The sequence below is a fragment of the Allobosea sp. NPDC055332 genome (assembly GCF_053645455.1).
In genome coordinates this window covers 477,656-492,994 of sequence record NZ_JBSHMO010000002.1, presented here as the reverse complement: position 1 = coordinate 492,994, position 15,339 = coordinate 477,656, and the positions used below count along the sequence as shown (strand labels likewise).

14 protein-coding genes are annotated in these 15,339 nt (G+C 66.9%); 9 read left to right on the top strand and 5 right to left on the bottom strand.

Annotated elements, in window-relative coordinates:
- The first annotated feature begins 19 nt into the window (after positions 1 to 19).
- Positions 20 to 817 (top strand): lytic transglycosylase domain-containing protein, encoded by a 798-nt coding sequence (locus tag ACWIGM_RS11000; protein ID WP_454026978.1) that lies wholly within the window; start codon positions 20 to 22, stop codon positions 815 to 817.
- 3 nt (positions 818 to 820) lie between these two features.
- On the opposite strand, the gene ACWIGM_RS10995 is transcribed toward ACWIGM_RS11000, so the two are convergent.
- Positions 821 to 1,558 carry a DUF3750 domain-containing protein gene (locus ACWIGM_RS10995; protein ID WP_454025976.1) on the bottom strand — a complete coding sequence of 246 codons (738 nt, stop codon included), beginning with the start codon at positions 1,556 to 1,558 and terminating at the stop codon, positions 821 to 823.
- Between the two features lie 153 nt (positions 1,559 to 1,711).
- Here ACWIGM_RS10995 and ACWIGM_RS10990 point away from each other — a divergent pair, with 153 nt between their 5' ends.
- The 5 genes from ACWIGM_RS10990 to ACWIGM_RS10970 all read left to right on the top strand — a co-directional run bounded on the left by ACWIGM_RS10990 (position 1,712) and on the right by ACWIGM_RS10970 (position 6,023).
- Positions 1,712 to 2,806 (top strand): polyamine ABC transporter substrate-binding protein, encoded by a 1,095-nt coding sequence (locus ACWIGM_RS10990; RefSeq protein ID WP_454026977.1) that lies wholly within the window; start codon positions 1,712 to 1,714, stop codon positions 2,804 to 2,806.
- The gene (locus ACWIGM_RS10985) at positions 2,803 to 3,978 is read left to right on the top strand and encodes an ABC transporter ATP-binding protein (protein WP_454025975.1); all 1,176 of its coding nucleotides are present in this window, start codon (positions 2,803 to 2,805) and stop codon (positions 3,976 to 3,978) included. Before ACWIGM_RS10990 ends, ACWIGM_RS10985 begins: the two co-directional genes overlap by 4 nt.
- Before the next feature lie 26 nt (positions 3,979 to 4,004).
- Entirely contained in the window at positions 4,005 to 4,877 is an 873-nt protein-coding gene (locus ACWIGM_RS10980; RefSeq protein WP_454025974.1) for an ABC transporter permease, read from the top strand.
- Positions 4,874 to 5,662, top strand: coding sequence for an ABC transporter permease (locus ACWIGM_RS10975; protein WP_454025973.1), 789 nt, complete (start codon positions 4,874 to 4,876; stop codon positions 5,660 to 5,662). The genes ACWIGM_RS10980 and ACWIGM_RS10975 overlap by 4 nt, the downstream gene beginning before the upstream one ends.
- Before the next feature lie 106 nt (positions 5,663 to 5,768).
- A complete protein-coding gene (locus ACWIGM_RS10970; protein ID WP_454025972.1) occupies positions 5,769 to 6,023 on the top strand; it encodes a hypothetical protein in 255 nt (84 codons plus the stop codon).
- 28 nt (positions 6,024 to 6,051) lie between these two features.
- Here ACWIGM_RS10970 and scpA read toward each other — a convergent pair whose 3' ends face one another.
- The 4 genes from scpA to ACWIGM_RS10950 all read right to left on the bottom strand — a co-directional run bounded on the left by scpA (position 6,052) and on the right by ACWIGM_RS10950 (position 11,597).
- Entirely contained in the window at positions 6,052 to 8,217 is a 2,166-nt protein-coding gene (scpA, locus tag ACWIGM_RS10965; RefSeq protein ID WP_454025971.1) for a methylmalonyl-CoA mutase, read from the bottom strand.
- Positions 8,214 to 9,041, bottom strand: coding sequence for a bifunctional hydroxymethylpyrimidine kinase/phosphomethylpyrimidine kinase (thiD, locus tag ACWIGM_RS10960; RefSeq protein ID WP_454026976.1), 828 nt, complete (start codon positions 9,039 to 9,041; stop codon positions 8,214 to 8,216). The genes scpA and thiD overlap by 4 nt, the downstream gene beginning before the upstream one ends.
- Positions 9,038 to 10,963, bottom strand: a complete 1,926-nt coding sequence (locus tag ACWIGM_RS10955) for a methylmalonyl-CoA mutase family protein (protein WP_454025970.1) — start codon at positions 10,961 to 10,963, stop codon at positions 9,038 to 9,040. The genes thiD and ACWIGM_RS10955 overlap by 4 nt, the downstream gene beginning before the upstream one ends.
- Positions 10,964 to 11,210: 247 nt before the next feature.
- Positions 11,211 to 11,597 (bottom strand): DUF2267 domain-containing protein, encoded by a 387-nt coding sequence (locus tag ACWIGM_RS10950; protein ID WP_454025969.1) that lies wholly within the window; start codon positions 11,595 to 11,597, stop codon positions 11,211 to 11,213.
- 151 nt (positions 11,598 to 11,748) lie between these two features.
- Here ACWIGM_RS10950 and ACWIGM_RS10945 point away from each other — a divergent pair, with 151 nt between their 5' ends.
- The 3 genes from ACWIGM_RS10945 to ACWIGM_RS10935 all read left to right on the top strand — a co-directional run bounded on the left by ACWIGM_RS10945 (position 11,749) and on the right by ACWIGM_RS10935 (position 15,333).
- Entirely contained in the window at positions 11,749 to 13,284 is a 1,536-nt protein-coding gene (locus tag ACWIGM_RS10945; RefSeq protein ID WP_454025968.1) for a helicase HerA-like domain-containing protein, read from the top strand.
- 88 nt (positions 13,285 to 13,372) lie between these two features.
- On the top strand, positions 13,373 to 14,755 hold the full coding sequence (locus tag ACWIGM_RS10940; RefSeq protein WP_454025967.1) for a M20/M25/M40 family metallo-hydrolase: 1,383 nt from the start codon (positions 13,373 to 13,375) through the stop codon (positions 14,753 to 14,755).
- Positions 14,752 to 15,333, top strand: a complete 582-nt coding sequence (locus ACWIGM_RS10935; RefSeq protein WP_454025966.1) for an LOG family protein — start codon at positions 14,752 to 14,754, stop codon at positions 15,331 to 15,333. The genes ACWIGM_RS10940 and ACWIGM_RS10935 overlap by 4 nt, the downstream gene beginning before the upstream one ends.
- Positions 15,334 to 15,339 lie beyond the last annotated feature (6 nt).

Genomic DNA, 15,339 nt, shown 5'->3' with positions numbered 1-15,339 from the left:
CGTCGCGGCGCTCGCCGCCATGCTCTTCGGCGGTTCGGCCTCGGCCGAGCCGCAGACCGAGAGCGTGGCGCAGACCATATGCCGCCTGATCGAAGGCGCTGCGAAGACACATGACCTGCCGGTCGCCTTCTTCACGCGCCTGATCTGGCGTGAGAGCAGCTTTCGGCCGAATGTCGTCAGCCCGGCCGGGGCGCAGGGCATCGCCCAGTTCATGCCGGGCACGGCGAACGAGCGCGGCCTCGCCGACCCGTTCGATCCGGAGGCGGCGATCCCGCATTCGGCCGCCTTCCTCGCCGCGTTGAAGAACCAGTTCGGCAATCTCGGCCTTGCCGCTGCCGCCTATAATGGCGGGCCGAACCGCGTCGCGCGCTGGGTCGAGCGCGGCGGCATCCTGCCCTACGAGACGCAGGCCTATGTCCGCTTCATCACCGGCCGAGGCGTCGAAGAATGGCGCCTCGGTGCGGGCGAGGCGCCGCCGCCGGCGACGCGCGAGGAGACCGATTGCCTCGCGACAGTCGCCTCGATCCGCATCACCGCGCCGGCGGTGCTGGTCGAGGGCGCCTACGGGCCGTTCGGTGTCCAGCTCGCCGGCAATACCTCGAAGGCGCGCGCCATCACCTCCTATCAGCGTGTCGCGGCGCGCTTCGCCTCGCTGCTGGCAGGCAAGCCGACCATGATCCTGGGCTCGGCCGTGCCGGGGCGGGGCCGGGGCCGCTTCTACCGTGTCAGGCTGCCGGCGCAGAGCCTGCGCGAGGCGACATTGGCCTGCAATCGCCTGCGGCAGGCTGGGGGGGCGTGTCTGGTGCTGCGGAACTGACCGTCAGGCCGAGAAGCCGATCCTTCCCCAACCCGGCAGCTTCAGTGCCGGCTGTCGCAGGTCGAAGCCGGCGACCAGCCCGAGCAGGTTGATCTCGACGCCCTCGACCCAGCCGAAGGTCACGCCGGCAAGCCCGTAGAGCGAGGCTTGCAGCCCGGTGCGGCTTGGCGTGAAGCCGGCATAGAGGCCGCTCTCGCGCCAGTCCTTGCCGATCGCAGTCGGCGGCAGGGCGCGGCCGAGCTCTGGCACTTCGGCGAGGATGTGCTGGACGAAGCTGTTCGAGTTCGGCCCGGGCCAGGCGGCATAGGAGCCGTAGTCGCTGTAGCCATAGCTCTTCACGGCGTCGCGGATGCGCGGGATCAGCGCCTCGGCCGCTGCGCCCCTGATCTCGCCGACCATCTCCGGGACGTTGCCGTACCAGCGCCCATCGGCGACGCGGACATTGACCCGCACCGGATTGCCCCAGCCGACGACGTCGAAGCGGGTATAGGCCGAAGCGTCCCTTTCCTTGACCACCACCCAGGAATGATGGGCGAACACGCCGCGCCAGCGGCCGACGCGGGCAGCGAACACGTGGACCGTTGCCTCGGGCGCAATGGCGGGGGCGGGCAGCAGCGCGGCGCTCGACCAATCGGCGCGAGCCCAGTCGGGCGCGCGCGATTGCCACTGCCACCAGGCGGCATGCGTGCCGAGGGGCAGGAGGAAGAACACCGAGAAGAAAAGAAAGAAGCGCCGGATCATGCTTCCGCGGAAAATAGGTGGCGCGGCACCTGTGCCACAAGGCGCGACGGAGCGTCGCCGATCACGAAATCGAGGTTGAGGCTTGGCCGCAAGCTGCTAGCTTGCCGGCGCGAAATCCAGAGGAGGGGCAGATTGCGCACTTTGACGTCGGTTATGCATGGGTTGGCCGCTGCGGCGGCTTTGGGGCTCGCTCTCACGGCCGGCCCGGCTGGGGCGCAGGACAACAAGGAACTGCGCATCTTCAACTGGTCGGACTACGTCAATCCTGAGGTGCTCGACGCCTTCAAGAAAGAGACCGGCATCACCGTCGTCTACGACACCTTCGACCAGATGGAGACGGTCGAGACCAAGCTGCTCGCCGGCAAGACCGGCTACGACCTCGTCGTCGTCACCGCATCCTTCCTGCCCAGGCACATCCCGCTCGGCCTCTATACGCCGGTCGACACCAACAAGGTGCCGAATCTCAAGAACGCTTGGCCCGAGATCAAGCAGCGCCTGGCGAAATACGATCCCGGCAACAAGTTCGCCGTGAACTACATGTGGGGCACCACCGGGATCGGCTATAACACCGCCAAGATCAAGGAACGGCTCGGCAACGACGCCGTGGTCGACAGCTGGAGCATCGTCTTCGATCCGGAGAAGCTGAAGAAGCTCTCCAATTGCGGCGTGCACGTGCTCGATGCGGTCGAGGAGATGTTCCCGGCGGCGCTGCGCTATCTCGGTCTCGATCCTGATTCAAAAAACGAGGCCGACCTCAACAAGGCCGGCGAATTGCTGCGCAAGATCCGCCCGCACATCCAGAAGTTCCACTCGTCGGAATACATCAACGCGCTCGCCAACGGCGATATCTGCCTGGCGGTCGGGTATTCCGGCGATGTGCTGCAGGCGAAGAAGCGCGCCAGCGAAGCCAAGAACAAGGTCGAGATCGCCTATTCGATCCCGAAAGAAGGCGCGCTGATGTGGTTCGATTCCTTCGTCATCCCGAAGGATGCCGGCAATCAGGATGCGGCGCTGAAGTTCATCGATTTCGTCAACCGGCCGGAGATGGCGGCGAAGAACTCGGACTTCATCCAGTACGCCAACGGCAACATCGCCTCGAAGCCGCTGCTCTCGGCCGAGGTCCGCGACAACCCAGGCATCTATCCGCCGGATGCGGTGATGGGCCGGCTCTATACGATCACGCCCTACGACCAGAAGACGCAGCGGGTGGTCAACCGGCTGTGGACACGCGTCAAGAGCGGCAGGTGAACCGGCCTGAGGCGGGTGGAAGGCGCGCCTCGCCGGGTAGCGTCCGGCGCGACTTCCAGCCCTGGAACGATCCGGCAGCGAAACCGCTGGTCGAGTTCCGCAACGTCACCAAGCGCTTCGGCGCGGTGGTCGCGGTCGACCGGCTGTCGCTTGCGATCCATCAGCGTGAGTTCTTCGCGCTGCTGGGGCCGTCCGGCTGCGGCAAGACCACGCTGATGCGCATGCTCGCCGGCTTCGAGCAGCCCGACGAGGGCGAGATTCTGCTCGACGGCGTCGACATCACCGCCGTGCCGCCGCACCAGCGACCGGTCAACATGATGTTCCAGTCCTATGCGCTGTTCCCGCATCTCAGCGTCGGCGACAATATTGCGTACGGGCTGAAGCGCGAGGGCCTGCCCAAGGCCGAGATCGCCGCGCGCGTCGAGGCCATGCTCGGGCGCGTCCGCCTGAAGGGCATGGAGAAGCGCCGGCCGGACCAGCTCTCCGGCGGGCAGCGCCAGCGCGTCGCGCTCGCCCGCGCTTTGGTCAAGCAACCCAAGCTCCTGCTGCTCGACGAACCCTTGGGCGCGCTCGACAAGAAGCTGCGCGAGGAGACGCAATACGAGCTGATGGACCTGCAGGCCGATCTCGGCCTGACCTTCATGGTCGTCACCCACGACCAGGACGAGGCCATGACCATGGCCGACCGGATGGCGGTGATGGATCATGGCCGATTGCTGCAGATCGCGCCGCCCGACCTGATCTACGAGGCGCCGTCCAGTCGTTTCGTCGCCGAGTTCGTCGGCGACATCAACCTGATCGAGGGCAAGGTGACCACTGTGGAAGGCGACCTCATCACTCTCGAGAGCCTGCCCGTTGGCCTGATCGAGCTCGACGAGGATGCGCCGGCCTGCCGCCTAGGCGATGTGCTCGCGATCGGCCTGCGCCCAGAGAAGATCGCGCTCAGCCATGACGAGCCTGGGCAGGGCGTCAACAAGGTCGCCGGCGAGATCTGGGATATCGGCTATCTCGGCGACATGACCATGGTCCAGGTCATGGTCGGCGGCGATGCGGGCAAGCTCTTCAAGGTCTCGCTGACCAACCGCACGCGGCGGATCGAGCGGCCCTTCGCCTGGGAGGACAAGGTCTGGCTCTCCTGGGACGTCGAAGCCGGCATGGTGCTGGCGTCGTGAGCACGCCGGTTCCCCGAGCCAGCGGAATGGGGCGCGGCCTCCTCGTTGCAGCGATCCCCTATCTCTGGCTCATCGCCTTCTTCCTCGCCCCCTTCGTCATCGTGCTGCGGATCGCGCTCTCCGATGCCGCGACAGATCAGCCGCCCTATGCGCCGCATTTCCCAGGCATCAGTCAGCTCGGCGAGTTCCTTGGCCAACTCGATCTCGAGAACTTCCGCCTGCTCGGCGATGATCCGCTCTATTGGCAGAGCTATCTCTCCTCGCTGCGCATCGCGGCGCTGACGACGCTGATCGCGCTCGCGATCGGCTACCCGCTCGCCTCTGCGATGGCGCTGGCGCCCAAGCGCTGGCAAGGCATCCTGCTCGTCCTCGTCATCCTGCCGTTCTGGACCTCGTTCCTGATCCGCGTCTACGCTTGGATCGGCATCCTCAGGCCGGATGGCCTGCTCGACATGGCGCTGATGGGCATCGGGCTGACCAGCGAACCGCTGCGTCTGCTCAACACCGACACCGCTGTGCTGATCGGCATGGTCTATTCCTATCTACCCTTCATGGTCCTGCCGCTGTTCTCGACCTTGCAGAAGCTCGACGGCACCTTGCTGGAGGCTGCCTCCGATCTCGGCGCGACGCCGCTGACCACCTTCCTGACGGTGACGCTGCCGCTCTCGGTTCCCGGCATCCTTGCCGGCTCGGCCCTGGTCTTCATCCCGGCGATCGGCGAGTTCGTCATCCCCGATCTGCTGGGGGGCTCCGACACGCTGATGGTCGGCAAGGTGCTCTGGAACGAGTTCTTCTCCAACCGCGACTGGCCGCTGGCTTCGGCGGTGGCGATCGTGCTGCTCGTCGTCCTCGTCCTGCCGCTGATGCTGCTGCAGCGGGCGCGCGGAGCGGCTCAATGAGGCGCTTCGGAGCCTTCCACCTGGCCGCGCTCGTCGCCGGCTTCGCCTTCCTCTATCTGCCGATCGTCGCGCTGGTCGCCTATTCCTTCAACGCCTCGCGGCTGGTGACGGTCTGGGGCGGCTTCTCGACGCATTGGTATGGCGCGCTACTGCGCAACGAGCCCTTGCTCGACGCAGCTTGGCTGACGATCCGCGTCGCGCTGGTCTCGGCGACCCTGGCGACGGTGCTGGGGACGCTGGCGGCACTGGCGCTGGCGCGCTACCGGGTCTTCGTGGGACGCACGCTCTTCTCCGGCATGGTGATGGCGCCGCTGGTGATGCCGGAGGTGATCACCGGCCTGTCGCTGCTGCTGCTCTTCGTCGCCGGTGATGTCGAGCGCGGCTACTGGACCGTGGTGATCGCCCACGCGACCTTCAGCCTCGGCTTCGCCTGCATCGTCGTGCAGGCGCGCCTTGCCGGCTTCGACCGCTCGCTCGAAGAGGCGGCGCGCGATCTCGGTGCGACGCCGATGGAGACTTTCGCGACGGTGACGCTGCCATTGATCTGGCCGGCCGTCGCCGCGGCCTGGATGCTCGCCTTCACGCTCTCGCTCGATGACCTTGTCATCGCGAGCTTCACCACCGGGCCGGGCGCGACGACGCTGCCAATGCGGCTTTATTCGGCGATCCGGCTGGGCGTCACGCCCGAGATCAACGCCGCCTGCACGATCATGATCGCGGCGGTGGCGGTCGCGGTGATCGGCGCCTCTCTGCTGATGAAGCGGGACGCGCTGGCGGGGCGCTGAGCTAAACGGACGCTGAACGTCCCGCTCAAAACCGGTTCAGCCGAGCAGCGCGATAGTGCGTGCCAGAGCGGGAAGCGTTTCCGCTCCGGCACAAGGAGACATCACGATGTTTCGCACTCTCGCTTCTGCCGGCCTCATCGCTGCAGCTGCGCTCGGGATCAGCGCGGCATCGCCCAGCGAGGCACAGGCCGGCGTCCTGATCCAGCAGGCCTATTATGACGGCCCCGGCTATGGCTGGCGTGCGCCGCCGGCCTATGGCTACTGGGGCGTGCCACGCTGGCGCCGCCATTATGACGGCCCGCGCTTCTATGGGCCGCCGCCCCCGCCGCCGCGCTACTATCGTCGCTGGCGCGAATGGTGAGCTTTGAAGGCCAACTGAGCGCGGCGGATCACTCCGCCGCGCTTTTCTGCGTGTAGCCCAGGCGCTGGTTGAGCTCCTCCAGCAGCTTCTCGGCCGCATCCGCGATGACGGTGCCGGGCGGGAAGATCGCCGAGGCGCCGGCCGCGATCAGCGCATCGAAATCCTGGGGCGGAATCACGCCGCCGACGACGATCATGATGTCGGGCCGTCCGGCCTTGGCGAGCGCCGCCTTCAGCTCCGGCACCAGCGTGAGGTGACCAGCCGCCAGCGAGGAGACGCCGATGATGTGGACGTCGTTTTCGACGCCCTGGCGTGCTGCCTCGTCCGGGGTCGCGAACAGCGGGCCGATATCGACATCGAAGCCAAGATCGGCGAAAGCCGAGGCGATCACCTTCTGGCCGCGATCGTGGCCGTCCTGGCCCATCTTGGCGACGAGGATGCGCGGCCGACGCCCATCCGCCTCCTCGAAGGCCTCGCACATCAACTGCACGCGCGTCACGGCAGGGTTCATCTCGCCGACCTCCCGCTTGTAGACGCCCGAGATCGCCTTGATCTCGGCGCGATGGCGCCCGAACACCTTCTCCATCGCCAGCGAGATCTCGCCGACGGTCGCCTTGGCCCGTGCCGCCTTGACGGCGAGGTCGAGCAGGTTGCCATCGCCTTGCGCGCCATTGGTCAGCGCGGCGAGGGCCGCTTGCGTCTCGGCCTCGTTGCGTTCGGCCTTGAGGCGCCGGAGCTTGTCGAGCTGCTGGGCGCGGACCGAGGCATTGTCGACCTTGAGTACGTCGATCGCCGCTTCGTTCTCCGGCTTGAAGATGTTGACGCCGATGATCGATTGCTGACGGCCGTCGATGCGCGCCTGTGTCTTGGCGGCGGCTTCCTCGATCCGCAGCTTGGGGATGCCGGCCTCGATCGCCTTGGCCATGCCGCCGAGCTTCTCGACCTCCTGGATATGGCCCCAAGCTTTCGCCGCGAGCTCTGCGGTCAGCCGCTCGACATAATAGGAGCCGCCCCAGGGATCGATGATCCGGTTGGTGCCGCTCTCCTGCTGCAGCACGATCTGGGTGTTGCGAGCGATGCGGGCCGAGAAGTCGGTGGGCAGCGCCAGCGCCTCGTCGAGCGCGTTCGTGTGCAGCGACTGGGTGTGCCCCTGCGTCGCCGCCATCGCCTCGATCATCGTGCGTGGCACGTTGTTGAAGACGTCCTGCGCGGTCAGCGACCAGCCGGAGGTCTGGCAGTGGGTGCGCAGGGGGAGGGACTTCTCGTTCTGCGCCCCGAAATCCTTGACCAGCTTGGCCCAGATCAACCGCGCGGCCCTGAGCTTTGCCACCTCCATGAAGAAGTTCATGCCGATGGCCCAGAAGAAGGAGAGCCGCGGCGCGAAGACGTCGACGCCGAGCCCCGCCTGCTGGCCGGCGCGGATATACTCGACGCCGTCGGCGAGGGTGTAGCCGAGTTCGAGGTCTTGCGTCGCTCCTGCCTCCTGCATGTGGTAGCCGGAGATCGAGATCGAGTTGAACTTCGGCATGTTCGCCGAGGTGTAGGCGAAGATGTCGCCGATGATCCGCATCGAGGGCGAGGGCGGGTAGATATAGGTGTTGCGGACCATGAACTCCTTGAGGATGTCGTTCTGGATGGTCCCCGAGAGCTTGGCCGCCGGTACGCCCTGTTCTTCCGCCGCGACGATATAGAGCGCCAGCACCGGCAGCACTGCGCCGTTCATCGTCATCGACACGCTCATCTGGTCGAGCGGGATGCCGGAGAACAGCGTGCGCATGTCGTAGATCGAGTCGATCGCGACGCCGGCCATGCCGACATCGCCGCCGACGCGCGGATGATCGCTGTCATAGCCGCGATGGGTGGCGAGATCGAAGGCGACCGACAGTCCCTTCTGGCCGGCGGCGAGGTTGCGCCGATAGAAGGCGTTCGAGTCTTCCGCTGTGGAGAAGCCGGCATATTGCCGGATCGTCCAGGGCTGGTTGACGTACATGGTCGGGTAGGGGCCGCGCAGATAGGGCGCGATGCCGGGGAGTGTATCGACGAAGGGCAGTCCGTCGCGGTCGGCGGCCGTGTAGAGCGGCTTGACCGGGATGTCCTCCGGCGTCTGCCAGAGCTCGCCCGAACTCTGCGGGGCAGTGGCGGTCGCTGCCGTATCGGCGAAGGCGAGCTTCGTGAAATCCGGGATCGCGGTCATGGCTTGCTCCCGTCTGGCCTGTCCCACCAATGGTGGAAATGATGCACCGGTCCGTGGCCACGGCCAACCTTGACCGCGTCCGAGGCCGCGATCGCGGCCGAGATATAGCGTTTCGCCAACGCCACCGCCTCATTGAGAGCGAGGCCGTGGGCAAGGCCCGACGCGATCGCCGAGGACAAGGTGCAGCCGGTGCCGTGGGTGTTCTGCGTGGCGATGCGCGGCGCGACCAGGCGCTCGCGCCGGCCATCCCGACCGATCAGGATGTCGACGCTGGCGTCGCCGGTGCCATGCCCGCCCTTGACCAGGACATTGGCCGCGCCGAGCGCGAGCAGCGCTTCGGCCTGCTCGGCCGCGGCCTCCTCGGTTTCCGCCATGGCGATTCCGAGCAGGGCTGCGGCTTCGGGCAGGTTGGGTGTGACGATCGTGCAGAGCGGCAGCAGGCGGCGCTTCAGCGCCTCGATCGCGTCCTCCTGCAGCAGCCGCCCGCCCGAGGCCGCGATCATCACCGGATCGAGCACGATGTTCTTCGCGTTGTGGCGTTCGAGCCCATCGGCCACGGTCTCGATCAGCTCGGCGGTGGCGAGCATGCCGATCTTGATCGCATCGACTGCGAGATCGTCGAAGACCGCATCCATCTGTGCGGCGACGAAATCGGCCGGTACCGGATGGATCGCGGTCACGGCCGTGGTGTTCTGCGCCGTCAGCGCGACGATGACGCTGGCGCCATAGACCTGATGCGCGGCGAAGGTCTTGAGGTCGGCCTGGATGCCGGCGCCGCCGCTGGAGTCGGAACCGGCGATGGTGAGCGCGATCGGCATGCTTATCCCTTGCTGGTGCTGACCGGGGATATGGCGATCGCCAGCGCATCCTGCAGCACGGCGATGGCGTCGCAGCCCGCGAAGATGAAGTTGGTGACGCCAGCCTCGCGCAATGCCGCCTCCTGCTCGCCCGGGCGGCCGGCGAGCCAGACGGTTGCGCCTGCGGCGGTCAGTGCCGCCGCAGCGGGAACCGCTTCGGCAGCGTAAGCTTCATCGGAGCCGCAGAGGCAGGCGAGTTTTGCGCCGGACGCGCGGAAGGCCGCGATGAGCGCGTCGAGATCGGTCGCGCCGGCCTTGGCGAAGCCGTCGCCGGAGGGCGCGACAATGCCGCCGGCCTCGAACAGGTTGCGGGCGAAGCCGGAGCGGGCGGTGAAGCCGGCGATCGAGCCCAGCGTGGCAAGGAACGCCTTCGGCCGCTCGCCAGCGGCTTCGGCTATGTCAGCGCTGGCACGCAGCGTCTCGAACGGCTCGGCCAGGCGGATGCTCGGCAGGGCCTCAACCGTGATCGCATCGCCGCCCCCATCGCTGCCGGACGCAGGTGCCGGCGGCGGGGCCAGCACCGACACCGAGGCTTCCGACAGGTTCGGGAACTCGCTCGTGCCGGTGATCGGCTCGCGCCGGGTTGCGATCGCCTTGGCCCGGGCATCGCGCTCGCGTGCCAGCCCCTTCTGGATATGGCCGTTGGCGAGCGCGCCGACGAGGCCGGTCAAGTCCCCGGAGCTTTCGGCTTCGAGGTCCTGGAACTTGCGCCAGCCCTGTTCGCATAGCGCCTGCGTCAGCGCTTCGAAGCCGCCGGCACCGGCGGCCGGGTCCGCGACGCGCCAGAGATTGGCTTCTTCGAGCAGGATCAGCTGCGTATTGCGAGCGATGCGCCGGGCGAAACCGTCGGGCAGGCCGAGCGCGGCGGTGAAGGGGTGCACGCCGATCGAATCGGCGCCGCCGACGCCGGCCGAAAAGGCGGCGATGGTGCCGCGCAGCAGGTTGACCCAGGGATCGCGGCGGGTCAGCGAGCGCCAGGCCGTCTCGGTATGGATGAAGACGGGCTTCGGATCGAGCCCGCAGGCGCGCTGCACCCGGTCCCAGAGCAGGCGGGCGGCCCGCAGCTTGGCAACGGTGACGAACTCGTCGGCATCGGCGACCAGCGTAAAGGAGATCGCGTCGCGCGCCTCGGCGAGCGGGATGCCCTGCGCTTCCAGCAGGCGTAGATAGGTCACCGCAGTCGCAAGCACCGCGCCGAGTTCCTGTCCTTCGGTCGCACCGGCTTCGTGCCAGATCCGGCCATCGGCGGCGAGGAAGGGGCCGGTGAAGCCGCGAGACTTCAGCGTGGTGATCGTCCCGGCGATGCGCTTTCCGAGCTCGGGCAATTGCACCGCGAGCGCACCCGAACTGGCGAGCACGCCGATTGGCTCCATGCCGAAATCGATCTGGAGCGAGGAGGGCGCATGGCCGCGCTTCTCGACCAGATCGGCCAGCAGCAGTGCCTGCTTGCGCCCGCCGGGCGCCGGGTCGAGCCGCAGCCTGACAAGATCGAGCATGACGCCGTCGAGCGCCATGTCGAGTGCCTCGACAGACGCTGCGGTAAGGCCGAAGCCACGCGCCGCAGGAGCACCGGCGAAAGCCAGGCTGAGGGAATCGGCGCCGCCTTCCAGCTCGGCGAGGGCGAGCCTCGACGCTTCAGTTGTATCCGGATGATCGACGCGCGCCGCGACGCGCCAGCGTCCGACCTCCGCGCGTAGTGGTCGGGCGCCTTGCCCGGCTGACGCCTCGTAGAGCGGTTCGATCCGGACACCGTCCGCCGTCCGCCCGACCAGCTTCTTCTCGAAGTCGGCGCCCTTCAGCACCTTGTCGACAGCGGCGCGCCACTGCGCTTCGCCCGGCGTGGCGAAGGCGTCCATGAAGGGCAGGTCGGCGAGGACTGTCGAGGTCATCAGCAACGAACTCCTTGCACGCGTTCCTCCCGCCATTCCTGTGAGGCGGTGGATCACACGCCCAATTGGCGGTCCATTGTGCAACCGCGAAGTCCTGATTGCCATGGCTCGGCGCGAACGCAAATGCCCCCTTGGTCGGAAAGCCGTGCCGAAATACCGATCCCCGCGACAGGGAACTCCTATGCCTGCAAACAAAAACGCCGCCCGGTGGGGCGGCGTTCCGATCTTTTCTGAGGAATGCTTCAGCTCAGACGAACTGGCCGAGGCCGGGGATCGCGCCGACGATCGCGCCCATCGTGTCCTCGCCCGCCTTCTCGCGGCCGACCGCGAACATCTCCTTCGAGACGCTCTGGATCTGGCCCATCGACAGGCCGGCGCCCATGAGCTGGCCACCGAGCGCCATAACGCCGCCGCCACCGCCCATCATGCCGCCGATCGTGCCAAGCAGGCCGCCCTTGGCACCACCTTCAGCCTCGGCGAGCTCCTGCGCGCCCGGAAGCGCCGCCATCAGCTGGCCGATCTCGGCCGCAGGACCTTCCTTCTGCAGGAAGGCGAGGATGATGCCGATCGCCTTTTGTGCCAGCGACTGGTCGAGGCCGGAAGCGGCCATGATGCGGGAGATCAGTTCATCCATCGTGCGGTCCTCTCTTGCCGAGTCATCCGGCGTTTCCCGAGATAGTTTATACATAAACTATCTACGATGGAAGCGATCTTCATGCTTCCGCCCAACTTCTCGTTTCGCTACACCCTTTCCACGACCTTATGGCAACGGAACAGGCGCGACCATGGCGGATGACGGCACGATCCTGATCGGCAAGAGCGAGAAGCCGGAGGTGCTGCTGCTCAAGCTCGCAAACCGCCACGGCCTGGTCACCGGCGCGACCGGCACCGGCAAGACGGTGACGCTGCAGGTGCTGGCCGAAGGTTTCGCCAAGCATGGCGTGCCGGTCTTCGCCGCCGACATCAAGGGCGATCTCTCCGGCATCGCCGCGCCCGGCAACTCCAAGCCGCCCTTCGTCAAGCGCGCCGAGGAACTGGGCCTCAAATACGAGCCCGATCAGTTCACCACCGTGTTCTGGGACGTGTTCGGCGAGCAGGGTCATCCGGTCCGCGCCACGATCTCGGAGATGGGCCCGCTGCTGCTGGCGCGCCTGCTCGACCTCAACGATACCCAGGAAGGCGTGCTCAACATCGCCTTCCGCATCGCCGACGAGCAGAAGCTGCTGCTGCTCGACCTCAAGGACCTGCGCGCGATCCTCGCCTTCATCGCCGAGAATGCGCAGGAACTGACGACCAAATATGGCAACGTCACTTCCGCCTCGGTCGGTACGATCCAGCGCGCCCTGCTCGTGCTGGAGAACCAGAAGGGCGACCTGTTCTTCGGCGAGCCGGCGCTCGACATCAACGACCTGATGAAGACCGATCGCGACGGCCGCGGCATCGTCAACATCATGGCCGCCGACAAGCTGATGGCCAATCCGCGGCTCTACGCCACCTTCCTGCTCTGGCTGCTCTCGGAGCTGTTCGAGCAGCTGCCGGAGGTCGGCGATCTCGACAAGCCCAAGCTCGTCTTCTTCTTCGACGAGGCGCATCTGCTCTTCAACGGCGCGCCCAAGGCGCTGCTGACCGCGGTCGAGCAGGTGGTGCGCCTGATCCGCTCCAAGGGCGTTGGCGTCTATTTCGTCACCCAGAACCCGCTCGACATCCCCGACACCGTGCTGGCCCAGCTCGGCAATCGCGTCCAGCACGCTTTGCGCGCCTTCACCCCGCGTGACCAGAAGGCTGTCAGGGCCGCGGCCGAGACGTTCCGGCAGAACCCGAAGATCAACACCGAGCAGGCGATCACCCAGCTCGCAGTTGGCGAGGCGCTGGTCTCGACCCTCGAAGGCAAGGGCTCGCCGACCATGGTCGAGCGCTGCCTGATTGCCCCGCCGATGGCGCAGGTCGGCCCGATCACGCCGCAGGAGCGGGCGCAGTGCATGCGCGACTCCGGTTTCACCGGCAAATACGACACCATGGTCGACCGGGAGTCGGCCTATGAGGCGCTGATGAAGCGCAAGGGCATGAATGCCGACGGCTCGCCGGTCGAGGCCTCCACGGACGGTGGCGGCGGCATCCTCGACACGATAGGCGGCTGGCTCGGCGGCCCGAAGGAGCGCCCGAAGACCGGGCCGGGCAGTCGCGGCGGGCCGCTGCCGCAGAGCATGACCGAGAAGATCATCACCTCGGCAGCGCGCTCGGCCGCGACCTCGATCGGCCGGCAGGTTGGCAACGCGATCCTGCGTGGCGTGCTCGGGAGCCTGACGGGCGGAAAGCGATAATCAATCTGCCGTCATGCGCGCGGACGGCTGGCGTCCGGCGCGTGACTGGGCATGATGGCGCCACCGGAATCAGCCTCCAGTGAGCGCCATGTCCCAGCTTCCCGCAGTTCTTTCTCGCCTCGACGCCGATCTCGACGCGTCGCTGGCTCGCCTGTCCTCCTGGCTCGAAATCCCCTCGGTCGGGACCGATCCGGCCTTCAATGCGCAGACGCGTCAGGCGGCCGAATGGCTGCGTCGTGATCTGGAAGGCCTCGGCTTCAAGGCCGAACTGCGCGAGACCGGCGGCCATCCTGTCGTGTTGGCGCATCGCCCGAAGCCCGGCGCGCCGCATGCGCTGTTCTATGGCCACTATGACGTTCAGCCGGTGGATCCGCTGGAACTCTGGGACAACGACCCGTTCAAGCCGGTCGTCAAGGAGGTCGAGCCGGGACGCAAGGTGATCCTTGCCCGCGGCGCCTGCGACGACAAGGGCCAGGTGATGACCTTCATCGAGGCCATCCGCGCCACACTCGCCGAGACCGGCGACCTGCCGATCGGCCTCACCATCCTGGTCGAGGGCGAGGAGGAGTCCGGCTCGGTCAACCTGCCGAGCTTCATCAAGGCGAACGCGGCCGAGCTGAAGGCTGATTTCGCGCTGGTCTGCGACACCGGCATGTGGGATCGCGTCACGCCGCTGATCACCTCGACCCTGCGCGGCATGGTCTATCAGGAGGTGCGCCTGAGCGCGGCCGACCGAGACCTGCATTCGGGCCTGTTTGGCGGTGCGGCTGCGAATCCGATCCATGTGCTGACCAAGATCGTCGCCGAGATCCATGACGAGACCGGCCGGATCACCATCCCCGGCTTCTATGACGGCGTGCACGAGCCGACAAACGCCCAGAAGGCCGAATGGGCCGATCTCAACCTGACCGAGAAGGAATTCCTCGGCCAGATCGGGCTGAAGCATTCGATCGGCGAGCGCGGTCGCATGCTGATCGAGCAGATCCAGTCGCGCCCGACCTGCGACGTCAACGGCATCTGGGGCGGCTATACGGGCGAGGGCAGCAAGACCGTCATCCCGGCCAAAGCCTCGGCCAAGGTCTCCTTCCGCCTCGTGGGCGACCAGAACCCGGCCAAGATCGCTGCCGCCTTCCACCAGTTCGTGCGCGAGCGGCTGCCGGAGGATGTCACCGCCGAGTTCATCAGCCATTCCGGTTCGCCGGCGCTGGCCGTTCCGGTCGATTCTCCCGTGCTGCAGAAGGCGCGCAAGGCTTTGGGCGAGGAATGGGGTGGCCGCGTCGTTTCGATCGGCAGCGGCGGCTCGATTCCCGTCGGCGGCGATTTCAAGCGCACGCTCGGGCTCGATACGCTCTTCGTCGGCTTCGGCCTCGACGACGACCGCGTCCATTCGCCGAACGAGAAATACGACCTGTCCTCCTTCCATAAGGGCCAGCGCTCCTGGGCCCGCATCTTGCAAGCACTCGCCTCATGAAATCAGTCTGTGTCTTCTGCGGCTCGAGCCCGGGCCATGATCCCGTCCATGCCGAGGGCGCTCGCGCCATGGGCACGGCCATCGCCAAACGCGGCCTGACATTGGTCTATGGCGGCGGTGCCGTCGGGCTGATGGGCATCGTCGCCAATGCCGCGCTCGAAGCCGGCGGCGAGGTCCATGGCGTGATCCCGCGGGCGCTGCGCGAGAAGGAGGTCGGCCACAACAAGCTGACCCGGCTTGAGGTGGTCGAGACCATGCATATCCGCAAGGCGCGCATGGCCGAACTCTCCGACGGCTTCATCGCCATGTCCGGTGGCATCGGCACCTTCGAGGAGATCTTCGAGATCTGGACCTGGAGCCAGCTCGGCATCCACGGCAAGCCGCTCGGCTTCCTCAACATCGACGGCTTCTACGACGCGCTCGCCGCCTTCCTCGACAATACAACGAGGGCCGGCTTCATGTGGCAGGCCCATCGCGATATGGCGATGATGGAGACAGATCCGGCGGCGCTGCTCGACAAGATGGAGGCCTACAAGCCGCAGACCCAGATCAAATGGGTGGAGAAGTCAGAGGTTTGAGCCATC

Bases quoted from the DNA above. Each gene is read 5' to 3' on its own strand.
- ACWIGM_RS10995 (WP_454025976.1), bottom strand. From the start codon at position 1,558: ATGATCCGGCGCTTCTTTCTTTTCTTCTCGGTGTTCTTCCTCCTGCCC.
- ACWIGM_RS10950 (WP_454025969.1), bottom strand. From the start codon at position 11,597: ATGGATGAACTGATCTCCCGCATCATGGCCGCTTCCGGCCTCGACCAG.
- ACWIGM_RS10935 (WP_454025966.1), top strand. From the start codon at position 14,752: ATGAAATCAGTCTGTGTCTTCTGCGGCTCGAGCCCGGGCCATGATCCC.
- ACWIGM_RS10970 (WP_454025972.1), top strand. From the start codon at position 5,769: ATGTTTCGCACTCTCGCTTCTGCCGGCCTCATCGCTGCAGCTGCGCTC.
- ACWIGM_RS10940 (WP_454025967.1), top strand. From the start codon at position 13,373: ATGTCCCAGCTTCCCGCAGTTCTTTCTCGCCTCGACGCCGATCTCGAC.
- ACWIGM_RS10990 (WP_454026977.1), top strand. From the start codon at position 1,712: ATGCATGGGTTGGCCGCTGCGGCGGCTTTGGGGCTCGCTCTCACGGCC.
- ACWIGM_RS10975 (WP_454025973.1), top strand. From the start codon at position 4,874: ATGAGGCGCTTCGGAGCCTTCCACCTGGCCGCGCTCGTCGCCGGCTTC.
- scpA (WP_454025971.1), bottom strand. From the start codon at position 8,217: ATGACCGCGATCCCGGATTTCACGAAGCTCGCCTTCGCCGATACGGCA.
- ACWIGM_RS11000 (WP_454026978.1), top strand. From the start codon at position 20: ATGCTCTTCGGCGGTTCGGCCTCGGCCGAGCCGCAGACCGAGAGCGTG.
- ACWIGM_RS10945 (WP_454025968.1), top strand. From the start codon at position 11,749: ATGGCGGATGACGGCACGATCCTGATCGGCAAGAGCGAGAAGCCGGAG.
- ACWIGM_RS10980 (WP_454025974.1), top strand. From the start codon at position 4,005: ATGGGGCGCGGCCTCCTCGTTGCAGCGATCCCCTATCTCTGGCTCATC.
- ACWIGM_RS10955 (WP_454025970.1), bottom strand. From the start codon at position 10,963: ATGACCTCGACAGTCCTCGCCGACCTGCCCTTCATGGACGCCTTCGCC.